Annotated in this window: 16 protein-coding genes and 1 pseudogene; 8 read left to right on the plus strand and 9 right to left on the minus strand. The window is 59.8% G+C overall.

All coding sequences use genetic code 11. From position 1 onward, the window contains the following. Nucleotides 1–40: 40 nt before the first annotated feature. From FQ187_RS18025 to FQ187_RS18045, 5 genes and pseudogenes are all read left to right on the plus strand, one after another. Nucleotides 41–885, plus strand: a pseudogene (locus FQ187_RS18025) (oxidoreductase). A gap of 178 nt (nucleotides 886–1,063) precedes the next feature. Further along, nucleotides 1,064–1,531 (plus strand): (2Fe-2S)-binding protein, encoded by a 468-nt coding sequence (locus tag FQ187_RS18030; RefSeq protein ID WP_149630520.1) that lies wholly within the window; start codon nucleotides 1,064–1,066, stop codon nucleotides 1,529–1,531. 25 nt (nucleotides 1,532–1,556) lie between these two features. Next, nucleotides 1,557–3,725, plus strand: a complete 2,169-nt coding sequence (locus tag FQ187_RS18035) for a xanthine dehydrogenase family protein molybdopterin-binding subunit (protein WP_149630521.1) — start codon at nucleotides 1,557–1,559, stop codon at nucleotides 3,723–3,725. Nucleotide 3,726: 1 nt separating this feature from the next. After that, nucleotides 3,727–4,305 (plus strand): hypothetical protein, encoded by a 579-nt coding sequence (locus tag FQ187_RS18040; RefSeq protein ID WP_149630522.1) that lies wholly within the window; start codon nucleotides 3,727–3,729, stop codon nucleotides 4,303–4,305. Between the two features lie 74 nt (nucleotides 4,306–4,379). Then, nucleotides 4,380–4,979, plus strand: a complete 600-nt coding sequence (locus FQ187_RS18045) for a GGDEF domain-containing protein (RefSeq protein ID WP_149630523.1) — start codon at nucleotides 4,380–4,382, stop codon at nucleotides 4,977–4,979. On the opposite strand, the gene FQ187_RS18050 is transcribed toward FQ187_RS18045, so the two are convergent. Next, entirely contained in the window at nucleotides 4,948–5,373 is a 426-nt protein-coding gene (locus FQ187_RS18050; protein WP_129444767.1) for a VOC family protein, read from the minus strand. The genes FQ187_RS18045 and FQ187_RS18050 overlap by 32 nt on opposite strands. Before the next feature lie 111 nt (nucleotides 5,374–5,484). Here FQ187_RS18050 and FQ187_RS18055 point away from each other — a divergent pair, with 111 nt between their 5' ends. Continuing rightward, nucleotides 5,485–6,351: a LysR family transcriptional regulator gene (locus tag FQ187_RS18055; protein WP_149630524.1), complete on the plus strand. Its 867-nt coding sequence runs from the start codon at nucleotides 5,485–5,487 to the stop codon at nucleotides 6,349–6,351. A 182-nt stretch (nucleotides 6,352–6,533) separates the two neighbouring features. Here the strand turns inward: FQ187_RS18055 and fabI are convergent, their stop codons facing one another. The 8 genes from fabI to gloB all read right to left on the minus strand — a co-directional run bounded on the left by fabI (nucleotide 6,534) and on the right by gloB (nucleotide 17,241). Further along, on the minus strand, nucleotides 6,534–7,328 hold the full coding sequence (gene fabI / locus FQ187_RS18060) for an enoyl-ACP reductase FabI (protein ID WP_008152082.1): 795 nt from the start codon (nucleotides 7,326–7,328) through the stop codon (nucleotides 6,534–6,536). Nucleotides 7,329–7,349: 21 nt separating this feature from the next. Further along, entirely contained in the window at nucleotides 7,350–8,960 is a 1,611-nt protein-coding gene (locus FQ187_RS18065; RefSeq protein WP_033054603.1) for an ABC transporter ATP-binding protein, read from the minus strand. 1 nt (nucleotide 8,961) lies between these two features. Continuing rightward, nucleotides 8,962–9,981, minus strand: a complete 1,020-nt coding sequence (locus tag FQ187_RS18070) for an ABC transporter permease (RefSeq protein WP_149630525.1) — start codon at nucleotides 9,979–9,981, stop codon at nucleotides 8,962–8,964. Between the two features lies 1 nt (nucleotide 9,982). Further along, complete coding sequence (locus FQ187_RS18075) at nucleotides 9,983–11,056, minus strand: microcin C ABC transporter permease YejB (RefSeq protein WP_149630526.1); 1,074 nt, start codon at nucleotides 11,054–11,056, stop codon at nucleotides 9,983–9,985. 4 nt (nucleotides 11,057–11,060) lie between these two features. After that, complete coding sequence (locus FQ187_RS18080) at nucleotides 11,061–12,902, minus strand: extracellular solute-binding protein (RefSeq protein ID WP_149630527.1); 1,842 nt, start codon at nucleotides 12,900–12,902, stop codon at nucleotides 11,061–11,063. Continuing rightward, nucleotides 12,899–14,731, minus strand: coding sequence for an extracellular solute-binding protein (locus FQ187_RS18085; RefSeq protein WP_149630528.1), 1,833 nt, complete (start codon nucleotides 14,729–14,731; stop codon nucleotides 12,899–12,901). The genes FQ187_RS18080 and FQ187_RS18085 overlap by 4 nt, the downstream gene beginning before the upstream one ends. Nucleotides 14,732–14,919: 188 nt before the next feature. Then, the gene (locus FQ187_RS18090) at nucleotides 14,920–16,374 is read right to left on the minus strand and encodes a transglycosylase SLT domain-containing protein (RefSeq protein WP_149630529.1); all 1,455 of its coding nucleotides are present in this window, start codon (nucleotides 16,372–16,374) and stop codon (nucleotides 14,920–14,922) included. Between the two features lie 99 nt (nucleotides 16,375–16,473). Continuing rightward, the gene (gene gloB / locus FQ187_RS18095) at nucleotides 16,474–17,241 is read right to left on the minus strand and encodes a hydroxyacylglutathione hydrolase (protein WP_149630531.1); all 768 of its coding nucleotides are present in this window, start codon (nucleotides 17,239–17,241) and stop codon (nucleotides 16,474–16,476) included. 65 nt (nucleotides 17,242–17,306) lie between these two features. On the opposite strand from gloB, the gene FQ187_RS18100 reads away from it, so the two are divergent. Both FQ187_RS18100 and rnhA read left to right on the plus strand, forming a co-directional pair. Beyond that, entirely contained in the window at nucleotides 17,307–18,065 is a 759-nt protein-coding gene (locus FQ187_RS18100) for a methyltransferase domain-containing protein (protein ID WP_008152097.1), read from the plus strand. A 92-nt stretch (nucleotides 18,066–18,157) separates the two neighbouring features. Next, on the plus strand, nucleotides 18,158–18,610 hold the full coding sequence (gene rnhA, locus FQ187_RS18105) for a ribonuclease HI (protein WP_008152099.1): 453 nt from the start codon (nucleotides 18,158–18,160) through the stop codon (nucleotides 18,608–18,610). Nucleotides 18,611–19,457: the final 847 nt, after the last annotated feature.

Raw genomic sequence — 19,457 nt, forward strand, 5'->3', positions numbered from 1 at the left:
ACCTTGTGCTTACCCCAACGTCCTACAAGGATTCACGATCATGACTACTTCCCAAAACTTCAAACGTATCTGGCTCATCACCGGTGCTTCTCGCGGTATCGGCGCCAGGATAGCTGCCGCCGCGCTGGCCAATGGCGACGCCGTGGTCGCCACCGCCCGTGACGCCAGCAGCATCACCCAGCGTTTTGGCGAGCAGCCGGGTTTGCTGGCCGCCACCCTTGATGTGACCAACGAAGCCCAGGGCGTCGCGGTCGCCAAGTCGGCCATCGACCACTTCGGGCGCATCGACGTGCTGGTCAACAATGCCGGTTTCGGTTTGCTCGGCGCGGTGGAAGAGGCCAGCGCCGACGAAGTGCGGCGCGTGTACGAAACCAACGTCTTCGGCTTGCTGAATGTTACGCGCGCCGTCCTGCCGCACATGCGCGCGGCTCGCCGTGGACATGTGATCAATCTCTCATCGGTGGGCGGCTACAGGTCGGGGGCGGGCTTTGGCGTCTACTGCTCCACCAAATTTGCCGTCGAAGGCTTGAGCGAGGCGCTGCACGCCGAGCTGGCACCGCTGGGCATCAACGTGACCATTGTCGAGCCGGGCTATTTCCGTACCGAGTTCCTCGAAGGTAATTCGTTGGTCGAATCCCCGGCTTCGATTGCCGACTACGACAGTACGGCGGGTGAGGTACGCAAAATTGCCAAGGCCGTGACCCTGAATCAGCCTGGCGATCCGGACAAGCTCGCCCAGGCCATGATCACCCTGGTGGAAGCGGAAAAGCCCCGCTGCGCTTACCGCTGGGCAGCGACTGTGTCGCGGCGATCGAAGCCAAAAACACCTTCGTCGCTGAGGAGTTGCAGACGTGGCGTGAGTTGTCGGTGTCCACCGACTTCTAAGCCCCCAATCGCAGGAAAAAGGCCGTCCATTGAGGCGGCCTTTGCGTGACCGGTGGTCGATGAACCGGTCTCGCCCGGCAATTTGCGCTTAGCTGTAGGGATAACCCGAGGCGCGCGTAGGCTCCGCACCGCTACAGCGACGCCCCTTCAGAACACCGTGAGTCTGAGGAAATTCGCAATGCTGACCCTCAACATCAACATCAACATCAATGGCAAGGACCAGGCGCTGGATGTCCCCGCAGACATGCCGCTGCTGTGGGTCCTGCGCGATGTCGCGCACCTGACCGGCACCAAATTCGGTTGCGGCATCGCCCAGTGCGGCGCCTGCACCGTGCACGTCGACGGCGCGCCACTGCGCTCCTGCATCACCCCCGCCACAGCCGTGGCCCACGGGCAAAAAATCCTCACCATCGAAGGCCTGTCCACCGACGGTTCGCATCCGGTGCAACAAGCCTGGGCCGAACTCGATGTGGTCCAGTGCGGTTACTGCCAGTCCGGGCAGATCATGTCTGCCGCCGCGTTGCTGACGAAAATTCCCAAGCCCACCGACAGCGACATCGATCAGGCGCTCTCCGGCAACATCTGCCGCTGCGGCACCTACCCAAGGATCCGCGCAGCGGTCAAACGCGCCGCCGAGATCGGTTGATGCCACGTTGACGGGAGTCCGAACAATGAACAGCCTCAATCCTCTGTCACGCCGCGGTTTCCTCAAGGGCAGCGCGGTGCTGGGCGGTGGTCTGGTGGTGGCGTTTGTCATCCCCGGTGGCCATCGCTTTGCGATCGGCGCCGAGAATCAAGGCAATGTTTTCGCGCCCAATGCGTTTTTACGGATCGGCAATGACAGCAGCGTCACCATGCTGCTCGGCCATTCGGAGATGGGCCAGGGCATCTGGACTGGCCTGACCATGTTGATCGCCGAAGAACTGGACGCCGACTGGTCGAAGATCCGTGTCGAACATGCACCGGCTTCGGCCGCCGAGTATGGCCTGGCCGGGTTTGGCGGGATGCAAATCACTGGCGGGTCCACCTCGACCTGGATGGAGTTCGACCGTTACCGTCAGGCCGGTGCAGCGGCGCGTTTGATGTTGATCGAGGCGGCGGCCAAACGCTTCAACGTCGCGCCCTCTGGGATTCGCACTGAATCGGGTGTGGTAATTGCCGGCGACCAACGCGCCACCTACGGCGAACTGGCCGATGACGCCGGCAAGCTGCCGATGCCGGATCCGGCGTCGATCAAGCTCAAGGAGTCCAAGGACTGGAAAATCATCGGCAAACCGACCAAGCGCCTGGACACACCGGAGAAAATCACCGGCCGCGCCAAGTTCGGCATGGACGTGCAGTTCGACGGGCTGATGACCGCCATGGTCGCGCGCTCGCCGGTGTTCGGTGGCAGCGTCAAATCCTTCGAAGGCGCCGAAGCGCTGGCGATTCCGGGCGTGCACAAAGTGGTGCAGGTGCCGACCGGGGTGGCGGTGATTGCCGACCATTACTGGGCGGCGAAGCTGGGGCGCGATGCGCTAAAGATTGATTGGGACCTGGGGCCGAACACCGGGCTCGACAGTCGAACACTACTGGAAAGCTTCCGCAAACTCGCCGCCACCCCTGGCGCTTCGGCGAGTCAGGCCGGTGATGTCGCGGCGGGTCTGGGTAAAGCGGCCAAGACCATCGATGTCGAGTACAGCGTGCCGTACCTGGCCCATGCGCCGATGGAACCACTCAATTGCACGGTGAAAATCACCCAGGATAAATGCGAAATCTGGACCGGCACCCAGTTCCAGACCCTGGATCAAATGGTCGCCGGGAAAATCACCGGGCTCAAACCCGAGCAGGTGGAAATACATACCGAGTTTCTCGGCGGTGGTTTCGGCCGCCGGGCCAATCCGACCTCGGACTTTGTCGCAGAAGCCGTGGAAGTCGCCAAGGCAGCAGGCGCGCCGGTGAAAACCGTCTGGTCCCGGGAGGATGACATTCGCGGTGGCTACTACCGCTCGGCGTTCCTCCACCAGGCCCGCATCGGCCTCGATGCCGGCGGCCTGCCAATCGCCTGGAAGCACGTCATGGTCGGGCAGTCGATCATGGCGGGCACGTCATTCGAGGCGACCATGGTCAAAAATGGCATCGACAAGACGTCTGTCGAAGGGGTCGCCGACAGTCCTTACCTTGAGGGGCTGGCGAATCACCAGGTTGATCTGCATTCGCCGCAGACCGGCATCCGCGTGCTCTGGCTGCGTTCGGTGGGGCACACCCACACCGCGTTCGTGATGGAGTCGCTGATCGACGAACTGGCAGAGGCGGCCGGCAAGGATCCGGTCGAGTACCGACGAACCTTACTCAAGGACCATCCGCGGCATCTTGGCGTGCTGAACCTGGCCGTCGAGAAAGCCAACTGGAAGGCGCCACTGCCGGACGGCCATGCGCTGGGTGTCGCGGTGCATGAGTCTTTCGGCAGTTACGTTGCCCAGGTGGCCGAGGTGTCCCAGGACAACCTGGCGATCCGCGTACACCGGGTGGTGTGTGCGGTGGATTGCGGCATTGCGGTCAACCCGATGAGCATCGCGGCGCAAATGGAATCGGCTATTACCTTCGGTCTCGGATTTACTTTGCACAGCAAACTGACCTTCAAGAACGGGCAGGTGGTGCAATCCAATTACCACGATTATCAGGTGTTGCGACTCAACGAAATGCCGATGGTGGAAGTGCATATCGTGCCCAGCAGCGACAAACCCGGCGGCATCGGCGAGGCCGGTGTGCCGCCCACGGCGCCGGCAGTGGCCAACGCGGTGTTCGCCCTGACCGGCCAACGCTTGCGGGAACTGCCGCTGCAACTGTCGGGGGTGTGAGATGAGACGACATCTGATTCTTGGCGCGGTGGTGTTGATCGGCCTGGTCGGCTACGCCGAGGACCTGTTTGCTGACGATAAGGAAGCCGTCAAGGCGTTCGATACCGTGCAAAAGGTCTTTCAGAGCCCACGCTGCCAGAACTGCCATATCCCCGGCGATTCGCCGTTGCAATTCGACGCCGGGATTCCTCACGCAATGAACGTCGTGCGGGGCATGGACGGCAAGGGAGCGGCGGGTTTGCCCTGCGCTACCTGCCACGCCGAGAGTAATCCGCCGGCCAGTTACGGCCCTCACGCACCGCCAGGGGCGCCGCACTGGAGCTTGCCGCCAGCCGCGCACAAAATGGCCTGGATCGGTCTGCCGGCCGACCAGTTGTGCGCAATGATCAAGGACCGTTCCAGCAACGGTGACCGCGATTTCGCCGCGCTGATCAAGCATGTCAGCGACGACAAACTGGTGCTTTGGGGCTGGAATCCGGGTCAGGGAAGGGCGCCGGTGCCGGTGCCGCACGACATTTTCGTCACCCAGTTCAAGCGCTGGGCAGACGCTGGAGGGCCATGTCCGGTCGTGGGTAGTTGACCGGCGGTCCGTTAACAGGGAGTTAAACCGGGTATGGACGACTCTAAGAAATATACCCGCCAATGGAGTGAGTAATGCTGATCCCAGGCAAACCGGTAAAACCAGGCGCGTGCGCCAACCCGTTGCGCACGCCACTGCAGGAGCGCGAGCTGCTGCGTGACCTGGCCCGCAAGGCCGAGGAGGAGTTGATGGGCGTGCAGATGGCGAGCATGGACGAGTTGACGCTGCTCTCCAACCGACACGGTTTTACAGCGCTGGCCCAACAAGGGCTGGATGTCTGCCAACAGCTGAAAAAGCCAGCGACGCTGCTGCTCTTCAATATTGATGACTTCAAGCACATCAACTATCTCTATGGTCGTGCCGAGGGCGATAACGCCCTGAAGACCTTCGCTGATGTGCTGCGCATTGCCTTTCGCGAGAGCGATGTGATCGGCCGGTTGGGCAGCGACAAATTCGTCGCGTTACTGACCGGCGCAAGCGTTGTGGAAATACCCGCGATCAGGGCGCGACTCGAAGAAATACTCGAAGAGCGCAATGCCACGGTGCATCGCGGTTATGACATCCGCTTCAGCATCGGACAACTCGAGTGCAACCCTCAGGTCCCCGGCTCGATCGAGGAGCTGCTGGCACAAGCCGACGTATTCACTTGGCAAACAATTGACCTACGTCCTTGAATGCCTTGAACTCAAGCGCGTTGCCGCACGGATCGAAGAGAAACATCGTCGCTTGTTCACCTACCAATCCCTGAAAGCGAATGCCCGGTTCGATCACGAATCGGGTGTCGAGGGCTTTCAGGCGTTCGGCCAGCGCCTCCCATTCCGCCATCCCCAACACCACACCAAAATGCGGCACCGGCACGTCATGACCGTCGACAGCATTGGTGTGCGCAGCTTCTTGCGAGGCGTTTTTCGGCGCCAGGTGAATGACCAGTTGATGGCCGAAAAAATTGAAATCGACCCAATGATCGCTTGAACGACCTTCTTCCAGGCCGAACACTTCGCCATAAAAATTCCGCGCGGCAGTCAGGTCGTAGACCGGGATGGCCAAGTGAAAAGGGGAGAGTTGCATCGGACGTGCCTCGGCTGTCTGGATTCAGATGGAGTTTAGCCCTGTGCTTTTCGATTAAAAGACGATAATTTTTGCATCGAGCTCAAATTTATTCGATCAATCGAGAACGCCATGCTGCGGGAACTGAAAACCTTCATTGCGGTGACGCGCTACGGCACTTTTGCCGCGGCCGGGATGCACATCGGCCTGACCCAGTCGGCCGTCAGCGCGCAGATTCGCAATCTGGAACAAGCCCTGGGGATTCGTTTGTTCGACCGCACCGGACGTCAGGCCCTGCTCAATGCGGCGGGCCAGCGCGCATTGCCGATGGCCAGGGAAATGCTCGAGACCTTCAGCCGCATGGCGGTCAGCGATGATGTCAGTGAGTATCGCGGCGAGTTGAAAATAGGCGCGGTGGCCACGGCCCAGACCGGACTGCTGCCCCAGGCGTTGCTGCGATTGAGGCAACAGGCGCCGTTGCTGGAGCCGAAACTGGTGCCGGGCGTGTCGCTTAACCTGTTGAGCCAGGTGGACACCGGTGAGGTGGATCTGGCGATCCTGATCAAGCCGCCGTTCGAGTTGCCCAAAGAACTGTCAGCGCAGCTCATCCGCAAGGAACCGTTTGTATTGATCGTGCCAGCGGACCTTGAAGGCGATGAGCCGTTGCAGATCCTCGCGAGCCATCCGCATGTGCGCTACGACCGCAACTCGTTCGGCGGAAGATTGGTGACGCGGTTTTTGCGTGAGCAGCAGATTGATGTGCAGGTGGCTTTGGAGCTGGATGAGCTGGAGGCGATCGTGAAGATGGTTGAATGCGGGTTGGGGGTGTCGCTGCTACCCAAGGCGGGGCTCTGGCTTGAGCATGGGGCGAAGGTTCGGATCATCCCGTTGGGGGAGTTGACGTTCTACCGCGAGATTGTGCTGTTGCAGCGTTATAGCCAGCGCACACAGCCGATCCAGCAGCTGTTTTCCAGCTGCCTGACCCACATCGATGATTAACCACGAATCCCCTGTGGGCGCGGGCTTGCTCGCGAATGCGGTTGATCATTCAACATTTCTATCGACTGACACACCGCATTCGCGAGCAAGCCCGCTCCCACATTTGATCGAGTCTGCCTTGAAATTGCAGGCATAAAAAAACCCGCCTGAAGAGGCGGGTTTTTTTATTGGCTGACCGAAGATTACTCTTCGAGGCTGCCCATGGCCGTGGTGTTGAAACCACCGTCCACGTACATGATTTCGCCGCTGATGCCGGACGCCAGGTCCGAGCACAGGAAGGCGCCGGCGTTGCCGACTTCGTCGATGGTGACGTTACGACGCAGCGGGGTTTGCGCTTCGTTGGCGGCCAGCATCTTGCGGAAGTTCTTGATGCCGGAAGCGGCGAGGGTGCGGATCGGGCCAGCCGATACGCAGTTGACGCGGGTGCCGTCCGGGCCCAGGGAGCCGGCCAGGTAACGAACGCCCGCTTCCAGGGAAGCCTTGGCCATGCCCATCACGTTGTAGTTCGGCATGGTGCGCTCGGCGCCCAGGTACGACAGGGTCAGCAGGCTGCCGTTGCGGCCTTTCATCATTTCGCGACCGGCTTTGGCCAGGGCCACGAAGCTGTAGGCGCTGATGTCGTGAGCGATGCGGAAACCTTCACGGGTGGTGGCTTCGGTGAAGTCGCCATCCAGTTGGTCGCCCGGGGCGAAGCCGACGGAGTGCACGATGCAGTCCAGGCCGTCCCACTTCTTGCCCAGCTCAACGAAGACCTTGGCGATTTCTTCATCGCTGGCCACGTCGCACGGGAAGCACAGATCAGGGTTGGAACCCCAGCTTTGTGCGAACTCTTCGACACGACCCTTGAGTTTGTCGTTCTGATAAGTGAAGGCAAGCTCAGCGCCCTCGCGATGCATGGCGGCAGCGATGCCGGATGCGATGGACAGCTTGCTGGCGACACCGACGATCAGTACGCGCTTACCGGCGAGAAAACCCATGTGTTGCTCCTCTCTTTCAGGTTATTGCGCAGTGGCCGGGGCCAGGAAAGCGGCTTCCAGCAACTGCTGTGTATACGGATGTTTGGGGGCCGCAAAAATACTTTGCGCGTCTCCCTGTTCGACCACTTGGCCTTGCTTGACCACCATCAGCTGGTGGCTCAGCGCTTTGACGACAGCCAGGTCATGGCTGATAAACAGATACGTCAGGTTGTACTTGGTTTGCAGTGAACGTAAAAGCTCCACCACTTGGCGCTGCACTGTCCGGTCGAGGGCCGAAGTCGGCTCGTCCAGCAGAATCAACGCCGGTTTTAGCACTAATGCCCGGGCAATGGCGATTCTCTGCCGTTGCCCACCGGAAAATTCGTGGGGGTAGCGGTTCCGGGTTTCCGGGTCCAGACCTACCTCCTTAAGTGCCGCAATAATCGCTTGTTCCTGTTCCGCCTCGGTGCCCATCTTGTGGATCCGCAGGCCTTCGCCGACGATCTGGCTCACACACATCCGTGGACTCAGGCTGCCGAACGGGTCCTGAAACACCACCTGCATCTCCCGACGCAGCGGTCGAACCTGTTGCTGCGTCAGGCAGTCTAGCTGCTTGCCTTCAAAACGGATGGCACCTTTGCTGCCGATCAGCCGCAAAATCGCCAAACCCAGTGTCGACTTGCCCGAACCGCTTTCTCCCACAATCCCCAGGGTCTGGCCCTGAGGCAGGCTGAAATTGATTCCGTCCACCGCTTTGATGTGGTCGACGGTCTTTTTCAGAAAGCCTTTCTTGATCGGGAACCATACTTTCAGGTCCTCGACTTGCAGCAACGGCGGGCCAATAACGTTAGTTGCCGGCTTGCCACTGGGCTCCGCTGCCAGCAGTTCCCGAGTGTACGGATGCTGCGGCGCGCGGAACAACTCTTCGCACGATGCCTGTTCGACGATGCAACCGCGCTGCATGACACATACGCGATGCGCAATTCTTCGTACCAGGTTCAAATCGTGACTGATCAGTAGCAGCGCCATGCCCAATCGGGCCTGTAATTCCTTGAGCAATTCGAGGATTTTCAGCTGAACGGTCACGTCCAGCGCAGTGGTCGGCTCGTCGGCGATCAGCAGTTCCGGCTCGTTGGCCAGGGCCATGGCAATCATCACCCGCTGCCGTTGGCCACCGGACAATTCATGGGGCAGGGCCTTGAGGCGCTTCTCGGGCTCCGGGATGCCGACCATTTCCAGCAGCTCCAGCGTGCGCTTGGTCGCGACTTTACCGATCAGGCCCTTGTGGGTGCTCAATACTTCATTGATCTGTTTCTCGATCGAGTGCAGCGGATTGAGCGAGGTCATCGGCTCCTGGAAGATCATCGCTATCCGGTTGCCGCGGATGTGGCGGATGGTTTTCTCTTTCAGGCTCAGCAAGTTTTGCCCGGAGTACTCGATAGTGCCGGACGGATGCCGGGCGAGCGGGTAGGGCAGCAGCCGCAGGATCGAGTGGGCGGTCACCGATTTGCCGGAACCACTTTCGCCCACCAGGGCCAGGGTTTCGCCGCGCTTGATATCGAAGCTGACGCCTTCGACCACCCGTTGAACGCGCTCGCCGACGACAAATTCGACGGCCAGGTCGCGCACTTCGATCAGATTGTCCTGATTCATTTCACTTCCTCGGGTCGAAGGCATCGCGAGCGGACTCGCCGATGAACACCAGCAAACTCAACATCAACGCCAGCACAGCAAACGCGCTCATGCCGAGCCACGGCGCTTGCAGGTTGGATTTGCCCTGGGCCACCAGTTCACCCAGCGACGGTGCGCCGGGCGGCAGGCCGAAGCCCAGAAAGTCGAGAGCGGTCAGGGTGCCGATGGCGCCGGTCAGGATGAACGGCATGAAGGTCATGGTCGAGACCATGGCGTTGGGCAGGATGTGGCGGAACATGATCGCTCCGTTTTGCATCCCCAACGCCCGCGCGGCGCGCACGTACTCGAGGTTACGCCCTCGCAGGAATTCGGCGCGGACCACGTCCACCAGGCTCATCCACGAGAACAACAGCATGATCCCCAGCAGCCACCAGAAGTTCGGCTGGACGAAACTGGCGAGAATGATCAGTAGATACAGCACCGGCAGTCCGGACCATATCTCCAGAAAACGCTGCCCGGCCAAATCCACCCAGCCGCCGTAGAAACCCTGCAAGGCTCCGGCAATCACGCCGATGATCGAGCTCAGAATGGTCAGCGTCAGGGCAAATAGCACCGAAATCCGGAAGCCATAAATCACCCGCGCCAACACGTCACGGCCCTGATCGTCAGTGCCTAGCAGGTTGTCGACGGAGGGTGGCGCCGGGGCCGGGACTTTCAGGTCGTAGTTGATGCTTTGATAGCTGTAGGGAATCGGCGCCCACAGGACCCAGGCGTCTTTTTCCTTGAGCAATTCGCGGATGTACGGGCTCTTGTAGTTGGCTTCCAGCGGGAATTCGCCGCCGAAGGTGGTTTCCGGGTAACGCTTGAGCGCCGGGAAGTACCAGCTGTTGTCGTAGTGCACCACCAGCGGTTTGTCGTTGGCGATCAGCTCGGCGCCGAGGCTCAGCCCAAACAGCAGCAGAAACAGCCATAGCGACCACCAGCCACGTTTGTTGGCCTTGAACAGTTCGAAACGTCGGCGATTGAGAGGGGACAGATTCATCTCAATGCTCCCGGCTTTCGAAGTCGATACGCGGATCGACAAAGGTGTAGGTGAGGTCACCGATCAGTTTCACCACCAATCCCAGCAGGGTGAAGATGAACAGCGTGCCAAAAACCACTGGGTAATCGCGGTTGATCGCCGACTCAAAACTCATCAGCCCGAGGCCGTCGAGGGAGAAGATCACCTCTACCAGCAACGAGCCAGTGAAGAAGATGCCAATAAACGCCGACGGGAACCCGGCGATCACCAGCAGCATGGCGTTGCGGAACACATGGCCGTAGAGCACGCGGTGATTGGTCAGGCCCTTGGCCTTGGCGGTGACCACGTATTGTTTGTTGATTTCGTCGAGAAAGCTGTTCTTGGTCAGCAGGGTCATAGTCGCGAAGTTGCCGATCACCAGCGCCGTCACCGGCAACGCCAGGTGCCAGAAGTAATCGAGAACCTTGCCGCCCATGCTCAACTCGTCGAAGTTGTTGGAGGTCAGCCCTCTGAGCGGGAACCAGTCGAAATAGCTGCCGCCGGCGAACACCACGATCAGCAGGATGGCAAACAGGAACGCCGGTATCGCATAGCCGACGATGATCGCCGAACTGGTCCAGACGTCGAAGTGGCTGCCGTGTCGTGTCGCCTTGGCGATCCCCAGCGGGATCGATACCAGGTACATGATCAGCGTGCTCCACAGCCCGAGGGAGATCGACACCGGCATCTTTTCCTTGATCAGGTCGATGACCTTGGCGTCGCGGAAGAAGCTGTTGCCGAAATCCAGCGTCGCGTAGTTCTTGATCATGATCCACAAGCGTTCCGGCGCCGACTTATCGAAGCCGTACATGTGCTCGATTTCCTTGACCAGCATCGGGTCCAGGCCCTGGGCGCCGCGATAGGCAGAGCCCGCCACCGAAACTTCGGCACCGCCGCCGGCGATGCGGCTGGTGGCGCCTTCGAAGCCTTCGAGCTTGGCGATCATCTGCTCCACCGGCCCGCCGGGGGCGGCCTGGATGATCACAAAGTTGATCAGCAAAATGCCGAGCAAGGTCGGGATGATCAGCAGCAGTCGCCGAAAAATATACGCCAGCATCTGATTACTCCGTGCCCGCAGGGTCGGCTTGCAGTTTGGTTTCGACTTCTACCGCAGGTTTCGCATCGGGCTTGACCCACCAGGTGTTAATGCCGATGTCGTACTTGGGGGAGATTTTCGGATGACCGATGTGGTTCCAGTACGCCGCGCGCCAGGTCTTGATGTGCCAGTTGGGGATCACGTAATAGCCCCATTGCAGCACGCGGTCCAGCGCGCGGGCATGGGCCACAAGGCTTTTGCGTGAATCGGCGTTGATCAATTGCTCGACCAACTGGTCCACCACCGGATCTTTCAGGCCCATGGAATTGCGGCTGCCGGGTTTGTCGGCGGCGGCGGACATCCAGAACTCGCGTTGCTCGTTGCCCGGCGAGTTGGACTGCGGGAAGCTGCCGACGATCATGTCGAAGTCCCGTGAACGCACGCGGTTGATGTACTGCGAGACGTCGACCCGGCGGATCACCAGGTCAATCCCCAAGTCGCTCAGGTTGCGCTTGAACGGCAGCAGCACCCGCTCGAATTCGGTCTGGGCCAACAGAAACTCGATGGTCACCGGTTTGCCCTTGGCGTCGACCATCTTGTCATCGACGATCCGCCAGCCCGCCTCTTGCAGCAGTTGATAGGCTTTGCGCTGCTGGGCGCGGATCATGCCGCTGGCGTCGGTCATTGGGTTCTGGAACGCCTCGCTGAACACCTGCTCGGGAATCTTGCCGCGAAACGGATTCAAAATTTCAAGCTGATTGGCGTCCGGCAGGCCGCTGGCAGCCATTTCCGAATTCTCGAAATAACTGCGGGTGCGTGCGTAGGCGCCGTTGAACAGTTGTTTGTTGGTCCATTCAAAGTCCAGCAACAGGGTCAGGGCCTGGCGCACGCGCACATCCTGGAACACCGGGCGGCGCAGGTTGAATACAAAGCCTTGCATGCCAGTGGGGTTGCCGTTGGGGATCTGCTCCTTGATCAACCGGCCCTCGGTGACGGCCGGAATGTTGTAGGCATTGGCCCAGTTCTTTGCGGCCATTTCGAGCCAGTAATCGAACTGCCCGGCCTTGAGTGCTTCCAGGGCCACGGTGTTGTCGCGGTAGTAGTCGGTGGTCATCACGTCGAAGTTGTAGAACCCGCGGTTGGCCGGCAGGTCCTTGCCCCAGTAATCCTTGACCCGCTCATAGCGCACCGACCGCCCGGCCTTGACTTCACTGACCTTGTACGGGCCGCTGCCCAACGGTATTTCCAGGTTGCCCTTGGTGAAATCGCGCGTCGCCCACCAATGCTTGGGCAGCACCGGCAACTGGCCGAGGATCAGCGGTAATTCACGGTTGTTGCTGTGCTTGAACTTGAACAGCACGGTAAGCGGGTCTTCGGCGACCGCTTCCTCGACATCGCTGTAGTAACCGCGATAGAGCGGCGCGCCGTCCTTGATCAGGGTCTGGAAGCTGAACACCACGTCTTCGGCGCGCATCGGATGCCCATCGTGGAAGCGCGCTTCGGGGCGCAGGTAGAAACGCACCCAGCTGTTGTCCGGGGATTTTTCGATCTTGCCGGCGACCAGGCCGTACTCGGTGAACGGTTCATCCAGACCCTGTTTGGCCAAGGTGTCATAGATCATGCTGATGTCGTCGGCCGCGACACCCTTGTTGATGAAGGGATTGAGGCTGTCAAAGCCGCCGAAACCGGCCTGACGGAAGATCCCGCCCTTGGGCGCGTCGGGGTTCACGTAATCGAAATGTTTGAAGTCTGCCGGGTATTTCGGCGGCTCGTTGTACAGGGTCAGGGCATGTTGCGGGGCGGCACAGGCCAGCCCGGCGAACAACAGGCCGCTGGCCTGCAAGAGCAGGGCGCGTACGGGTTTCATCGATCTTTCTCCGAAGATTTCAGCCACCACGCGCTCAGGCCCAGGGTGTAGGGCGGCGTGCTGACGAAGGCGAACCGGTTGCGGTAGGCCAGGCGGTGATAATTGAGGTACCAGTTGGGAATGATGTAGTGCTGCCACAGGAGCACCCGGTCCAGGGCCTTGCCGGCGGCGACCTGTTCATCGCGGGTCTGGGCGGCGAGCAATTGTTCGAGTAAATGGTCGACCACCGGATTGGCAATACCGGCGTAGTTTTTGCTGCCCTTGACCCCGACCTGGCTGGAATGGAAGTACTGCCATTGCTCCAGGCCCGGACTGAGCGTCTGGTTGAGGGTCATCAGGATCATGTCGAAATCGAACTGATCGAGGCGTTGCTTGTACTGTGCGCGATCGACCGTGCGCAGCCGAGCGTCGATGCCGATGCTGGCGAGGTTCTCGACGTAAGGTTGAAGGATACGTTCCAGGTTCGGGTTGACCAGCAGGATCTCTAAACGCAACGGTTGCCCGGCAGCGTTCTGTACGTGTTGACCATTGAGCTTCCAGCCGGCCTCTGCGAGCAGGCCCAGGGCCTTGCGCATGGTTTCCCGGGGGATGCCGCGCCCTTGGGTCTGCGGCAGGCTGAACGGCTCGGTGAACAGCTTGGCGGGCAACTGCTCGCGATAGGGCGTGAGCATCAGCCATTCATGGCCGACCGGCAGCCCGCTGGCTTCGAATTCACTGTTGGGGTAATAACTCATGGCGCGTTTGTAGGCGCCGCTGAACAGCGTGCGGTGGGTCCACTCGAAGTCGAACATCAGGCCCAGCGCTTCACGGACTTTGGTCTCGGAGAAGGCCGGGCGCCGGGAGTTCATGAACAGACCCTGGCTCTGGGTCGGGATCTGATGCGGGATTTGCGCCTTGATGACGTCGCCGCGCTGTACCGCCGGGAAGTTGTAACCGTTGTCCCAGTTCTTCGCCTGGTGCTCGATGTAGATGTCGAATTCGCCGGCCTTGAAGGCTTCGAACGCGACGTCGCTGTCGCGGTAGAACTCGACTTCCATGCGGTCGAAGTTGTACTTGCCGCGATTGACCGGCAGGTCCTTGCCCCAGTAGTCCTTGACCCGTTCGAAAATGATCTGACGCCCAGGCTCTACCGACGTGATGCGATACGGTCCGCTGCCCAGCGGCGGTTCGAAGGTGGTGGCCTTGAAGTCGCGACCTTTCCAGTAATGCTGGGGCAGCACCGGCAATTCGCCCAGGCGCAGGATCAGCAACGGATTGCCGGCGCGTTTGAATACAAAACGAATGCGCTGCGGGTTGAGGATGTCGACCCGCGACACTTCCTGAAGATTGGTGCGGTATTGCGGATGGCCATCCTTGAGCAGCAAACGGTAGGAAAACGCCACGTCATAGGCGGTAATCGGTGTGCCGTCGTGGAAACGCGCTTCGGGGCGCAGATTGAACACCACCCAGCTGCGGTCTTCGCTGTATTCCACCGATTGGGCGATCAGGCCATAGCTGGAGGTCGGCTCATCGCCGGACGGCGCGTACTGGCCGGTGCCGACCATCAGCGGTTCATTGAGCTCGTTGATGCCGTATTGCAGGAAATTCGGTGTGGAAACCGGGCTTGAACCCTTGAACGTGTAGGGGTTGAGCGTATCGAAGGTGCCAAACGCCATCACCCGCAACGTACCGCCCTTGGGCGCTTGCGGGTTGACCCAGTCGAAGTGGGTAAATCTGGCCGGGTACTTGAGCGTGCCGAACTGCGCATAACCATGGCTTTCGCTGATCGTCGCGCTTGCGGGGGAGCTCAAGGCCAGGCTGATCAGGAGCAGGAGGAGGGGACGCTTCAAGTCAGGGATCCGATCCAGGCGGCTTGGGCTTTGTGGGCCGTACAGTAACAGCTTGTATCGACAGGAAAAAGACGGGTGCTGAAAGCGGTGTCGGGGCATAAAAAAGATCGCAGCCTTCGGCAGCTCCTACCTGCGCTTACATCCGTAGGAGCTGCCGAAGGCTGCGATCTTTTTCGGTTTCACATCAATCAGCGTGGTGAAGCAACCGTCAGCATCTGACCAGGCTTCAGCGCCTGGCCAACCCGAGGATTCCAGCGCTTGAGGTGCTGCATTTCAACGTTGAAACGCTTGGCCACCATGTACAGCGAGTCGCCTTGCTGGACCTTGTATTGGGTCTGCGGCTTCTGTTTTTCAGCTTTGCCGGTTGCTTTGCTGTTCGCCGCCACGACGGTGTTGACCCGACCGCTGCTGCGCTTGGTGGTGTCCTGCATGACCAGGGTCTGGCCAACCTTGAGGTTCTTGCCGGTCAGCTTGTTCCAGCGCTGCAGGTCCTTGATGTCGACCTTGTTGGCCTTGGCGATGGTGCCGAGGTTGTCGCCGCGTTTAACGCGGTAAGCGCGTTTGAGACTGGCGAGTTCGGAGTCATCCGAGCCTTCGAATACCGGCTTGAGCGGCTTCTTGCTGATCAACTCTTCAGGACGCATGGTCGACAGGCTGGCGGTCAGCAGCTGCGCCTTGGACGTTGGCACCAGCAAATGCTGTGGGCCATCGATGGTGGTGCGCTGCTTGAAGGCCGGGTTGAGCTGGAACAGTTCGTCTTCGTCGATATTAGCCACCGCGGCGACCTTGGACAGGTCCATGCGCTGGTTGATTTCGACGACCTGGAAGTACGGTTCGTTGGCAATCGGGTTCAGGTTCACGCCGTAGGCTTCAGGTGCCAGCACCACTTGCGACAGGGCCAGCAGCTTTGGCACGTAAGCCTGGGTTTCGGCCGGCAGCGGCAGGTTCCAGTAGTCGGTCGGCAAACCGAGCTTTTCGTTGCGCTCGATGGCCCGGCTGACCGTGCCTTCGCCGGCGTTGTAAGCCGCCAGGGCCAGCAGCCAGTCGCCGTTGAACATGTCGTGCAGGCGGGTCAGGTAATCCATGGCCGCGGTGGTCGAGGCGGTGATGTCACGACGGCCATCATAGAAACGGGTTTGACGCAGGTTGAAGTAACGCCCGGTGGAAGGGATGAATTGCCACAAGCCAACCGCGTCGGCCCGGGAGTAGGCCATCGGGTTGTAGGCGCTTTCAATCACTGGCAGCAGCGCCAGTTCCAGCGGCATGTTGCGTTCTTCAAGGCGTTCGACGATGTAGTGAATGTAGAGGCTGCCGCGTTCGCCAGCGTTTTCGAGGAAGGACGGGTTGCTGGCGAACCACAGGCGCTGTTGCTCGATGCGCGGGTTGACACCCAGGTTGTCCTGCAACTGGAAGCCCTGGCGCATGCGCTCCCAGACATCTTGCGGAATTTGCGGAGTCGGTTTTTCGCTGAGCCAGATAGGTTTCTGCTTGGCTCGCGCGGCGATATTCGGAGTGTGTGCCGCGTCGGTCTGCGGCACATGGCTGGAACAGCCCGCCAGAGTGGCGGACACAGCCACCGCGATGGCTTGAGCCAAGCGGGTCAATGCGTCTGAATTGATGGCTTTACGAATAGATGACGACATTGGCTGGAAGTAAGTTCCGGGCAAAAATGTCGGGCGATTCTAGAAAGCGGGCCCCCTGCGGTCAACCATTCAGAATTTTTGTACCAACGTGATGGCTACTTAGAACTTATCTTTCCAAGCACGTAGAGCAGCAAAAACCGCACTCGGAGCCCGGTTTTGGGTTCCATTCCGTTCGTCCACTTTTTCTTTGACGGATGTTTCGTCGACACGCAAAAACGGGTTGGTAAGCTTTTCAAGCGCCAGAGTAGAGGGCAGCGTCATGATTCCGGCCTCGCGCTGAGCGGTGACTTTTTTCAGACGTGCGGCGGTGTCCGGATTGCCCGGTTCGACCGCTGCGGCAAACTTCAGGTTGCTCAAGGTGTATTCGTGAGTGCAGTAGACCAGCGTATCTTCAGGCAGGCCGGCGAGGCGCGTCAGTGAGGTATGCATTTGCTCCGGCGTGCCTTCGAACAAGCGTCCGCAACCGGCTGCGAACAGGGTGTCACCGCAGAACAGCAAACCTTGATGGTAATAGGCGATATGCCCCAGGGTGTGGCCGGGGACGGCAAAGACATCGAAGTCCCAGCCCAGCACGCTGACGCGGTCGTTGTCCTTGAGCGCCACGTCCCGCAGCGGGATGGTTTCGCTGGCCGGACCATAGACTTTCGCGTCCGTCGCTTTTTTCAGCTGCTCGACGCCGCCGACGTGGTCATGATGATGGTGAGTGATCAAAATATCACTCAACACCCAACCCGGATGCGCGGCGAGCCAGGCTTGCACCGGCGCGGCATCGCCCGGATCAACCACCGTGCAGCGCTGGGTGCGGTGGTCTTGTAACAACCAGATGTAGTTGTCGGTGAAGGCGGGCAGGGCACTGATCTGTATCATCGTCGGATTCGCCAAGCGGAAAACAATGGCGCATCTTAGAACTTCCTGGCGCGTTGGAGAATGCAATGACCGATAAAGCGTTCGCTCAGGCTGATCCTGAATGGCTGACGTTGATCAGCGCGGCCCGAGAATGGCTGTCTGGCCCCATCGGGCAATTTCTGCTGGACGAAGAACGTCGCATGCTCGAAGACGAGTTGGGACGGTTCTTCGGTGGCTACCTGGTGCATTACGGCCCGTCGGCCCAAACGCCGCCGTCGGCGCCGCAAGTCCAGCGCAATGTGCGGCTCGGCGCGCCATTGCCGGGTGTCGAGATCGTCTGCGAAGAGCAGGCGTGGCCTTTGAGCGAGCATGCCGCCGATGTGGTGGTGTTGCAGCATGGGCTGGATTTCTGCCTGTCACCCCACGGTCTGCTGCGCGAAGCGGCGAGCAGCGTGCGGCCCGGCGGGCATCTGCTGATCGTCGGGATCAACCCCTGGAGCACCTGGGGCTTGCGTCACGTTTTTGCTCACGACGCCTTGCGCAAGGCTCGCTGCATCTCGCCGTCGCGAGTCGGTGACTGGCTGAACCTGCTGGGCTTCGCGCTGGAGAAACGCCGCTTCGGGTGCTATCGTCCGCCGCTTGCGTCACCCGCCTGGCAGGCTCGTCTGGCCGGTTGGGAGCGCAAGGCCGGTGATTGGCAACTGTCGGGTGGCGGCTTCTATTTATTGGTTGCGCGCAAGATCGTGGTGGGCCTGCGGCCTGTCCGTCAGGAGCGGCGCGAACCGATGGGCAAGCTGATTCCATTGCCGATGGCCAAGGTCAATCGTCGCCGCATCGATCCGTAATACACTTTTTATTATCCCGGTCGGGTTTGCCCCGGCCTCGGGCATCGTCGATCACCGATCGGCGAGCCACCGCATTTTCTGGATAGATTGGCATGAGCGATAGCGTAGAACTCTTCACCGACGGCGCCTGTAAAGGCAACCCTGGCCCTGGCGGCTGGGGCGCATTGCTGGTGTGCAAGGGCATTGAAAAAGAACTGTGGGGCGGCGAAGCCAACACCACCAACAACCGCATGGAGCTGATGGGCGCGATCCGTGGTCTTGAAGAACTCAAGCGCTCCTGCGACGTGCTGCTCGTCACCGACTCGCAGTATGTGATGAAAGGCATCAACGAGTGGATGGACAACTGGAAGAAGCGCGGCTGGAAAACCGCTGCGAAAGAACCGGTGAAAAACGCTGATCTGTGGAAGTTGCTGGATGAGCAGGTCAATCGCCATAACGTCACCTGGAAATGGGTGCGTGGCCACATCGGTCACCATGGCAACGAGCGGGCTGACCAATTGGCCAACCGTGGCGTGGATGAAGTGCGCGGTTACAAGCAAGCCTGATGCCTGTGGGAGCCGAGCTTGCTCGCGATGAACGATAACGCGGTGCACCTGAAACACCCCGGCGGGCGTGTTAACATCGCCGCTTTTGCACGAATGACCCGTTGAGAGCTGAGCACTGATGGCCACCAGATCCGTTGAATACTTCTAGCTACTTGTCAACCCTGTAATCAGCCTAGCTAGCGTGCCATTTGGTATCTTTAAAGTATTGAAATTATGAGACATACAGCCAATCTTAATGACTCTAATGGGGAGAGTTCACAGTCTATATGAGCCAAAAATGTAAACGATGAGCTACTTTGGATCTCTATCGTTTACATTTTGAAAAGGGCGTTTTGACACTGTTTCAGCAGGATCAGCCAGCGCATTAAAGTTTGTCCTTCCTCCGAAGAATTCCAGGAAGGCATCCTCCCCTGGGCACTGCCGGCCCACGGCGCTGATCTTCAGCGGATATGAGGCTGGTCGTCCGGAAGTCATGGATGACGCCGGTGGAGGACCTGCGTGTTGCGCCTTGCTATCTTGAGATTGGGAACTTATTTTCAGGTAATTCCCTACCAACCCGTTATGCAGCTTAAAGCTGAGCAAGCGCGCTTGAATCATCTATGCTTCGCTGATCTAATTCTGCCGAGGGCTTTCCGATGACCGCTCCCACTCAGCGTATCTACCGCACGACCGCGATGGGACTATGCAAATTTGAATGGGGAGACCGGCCAAAGCACTTAAGGAAACTCTGAAAAAGACATCCAGATTTGGTGAAATACGCACCTCGCACAAACTGAGCGGTTGAACCCCGATGAAACAGATGTCCTTCGCCGATGCCGAATATGCCGGAAAACGTAAGCAGACCCGC

This window comes from Pseudomonas sp. ANT_J28, from assembly GCF_008370005.1.
GTDB lineage: Bacteria > Pseudomonadota > Gammaproteobacteria > Pseudomonadales > Pseudomonadaceae > Aquipseudomonas > Aquipseudomonas frigoris.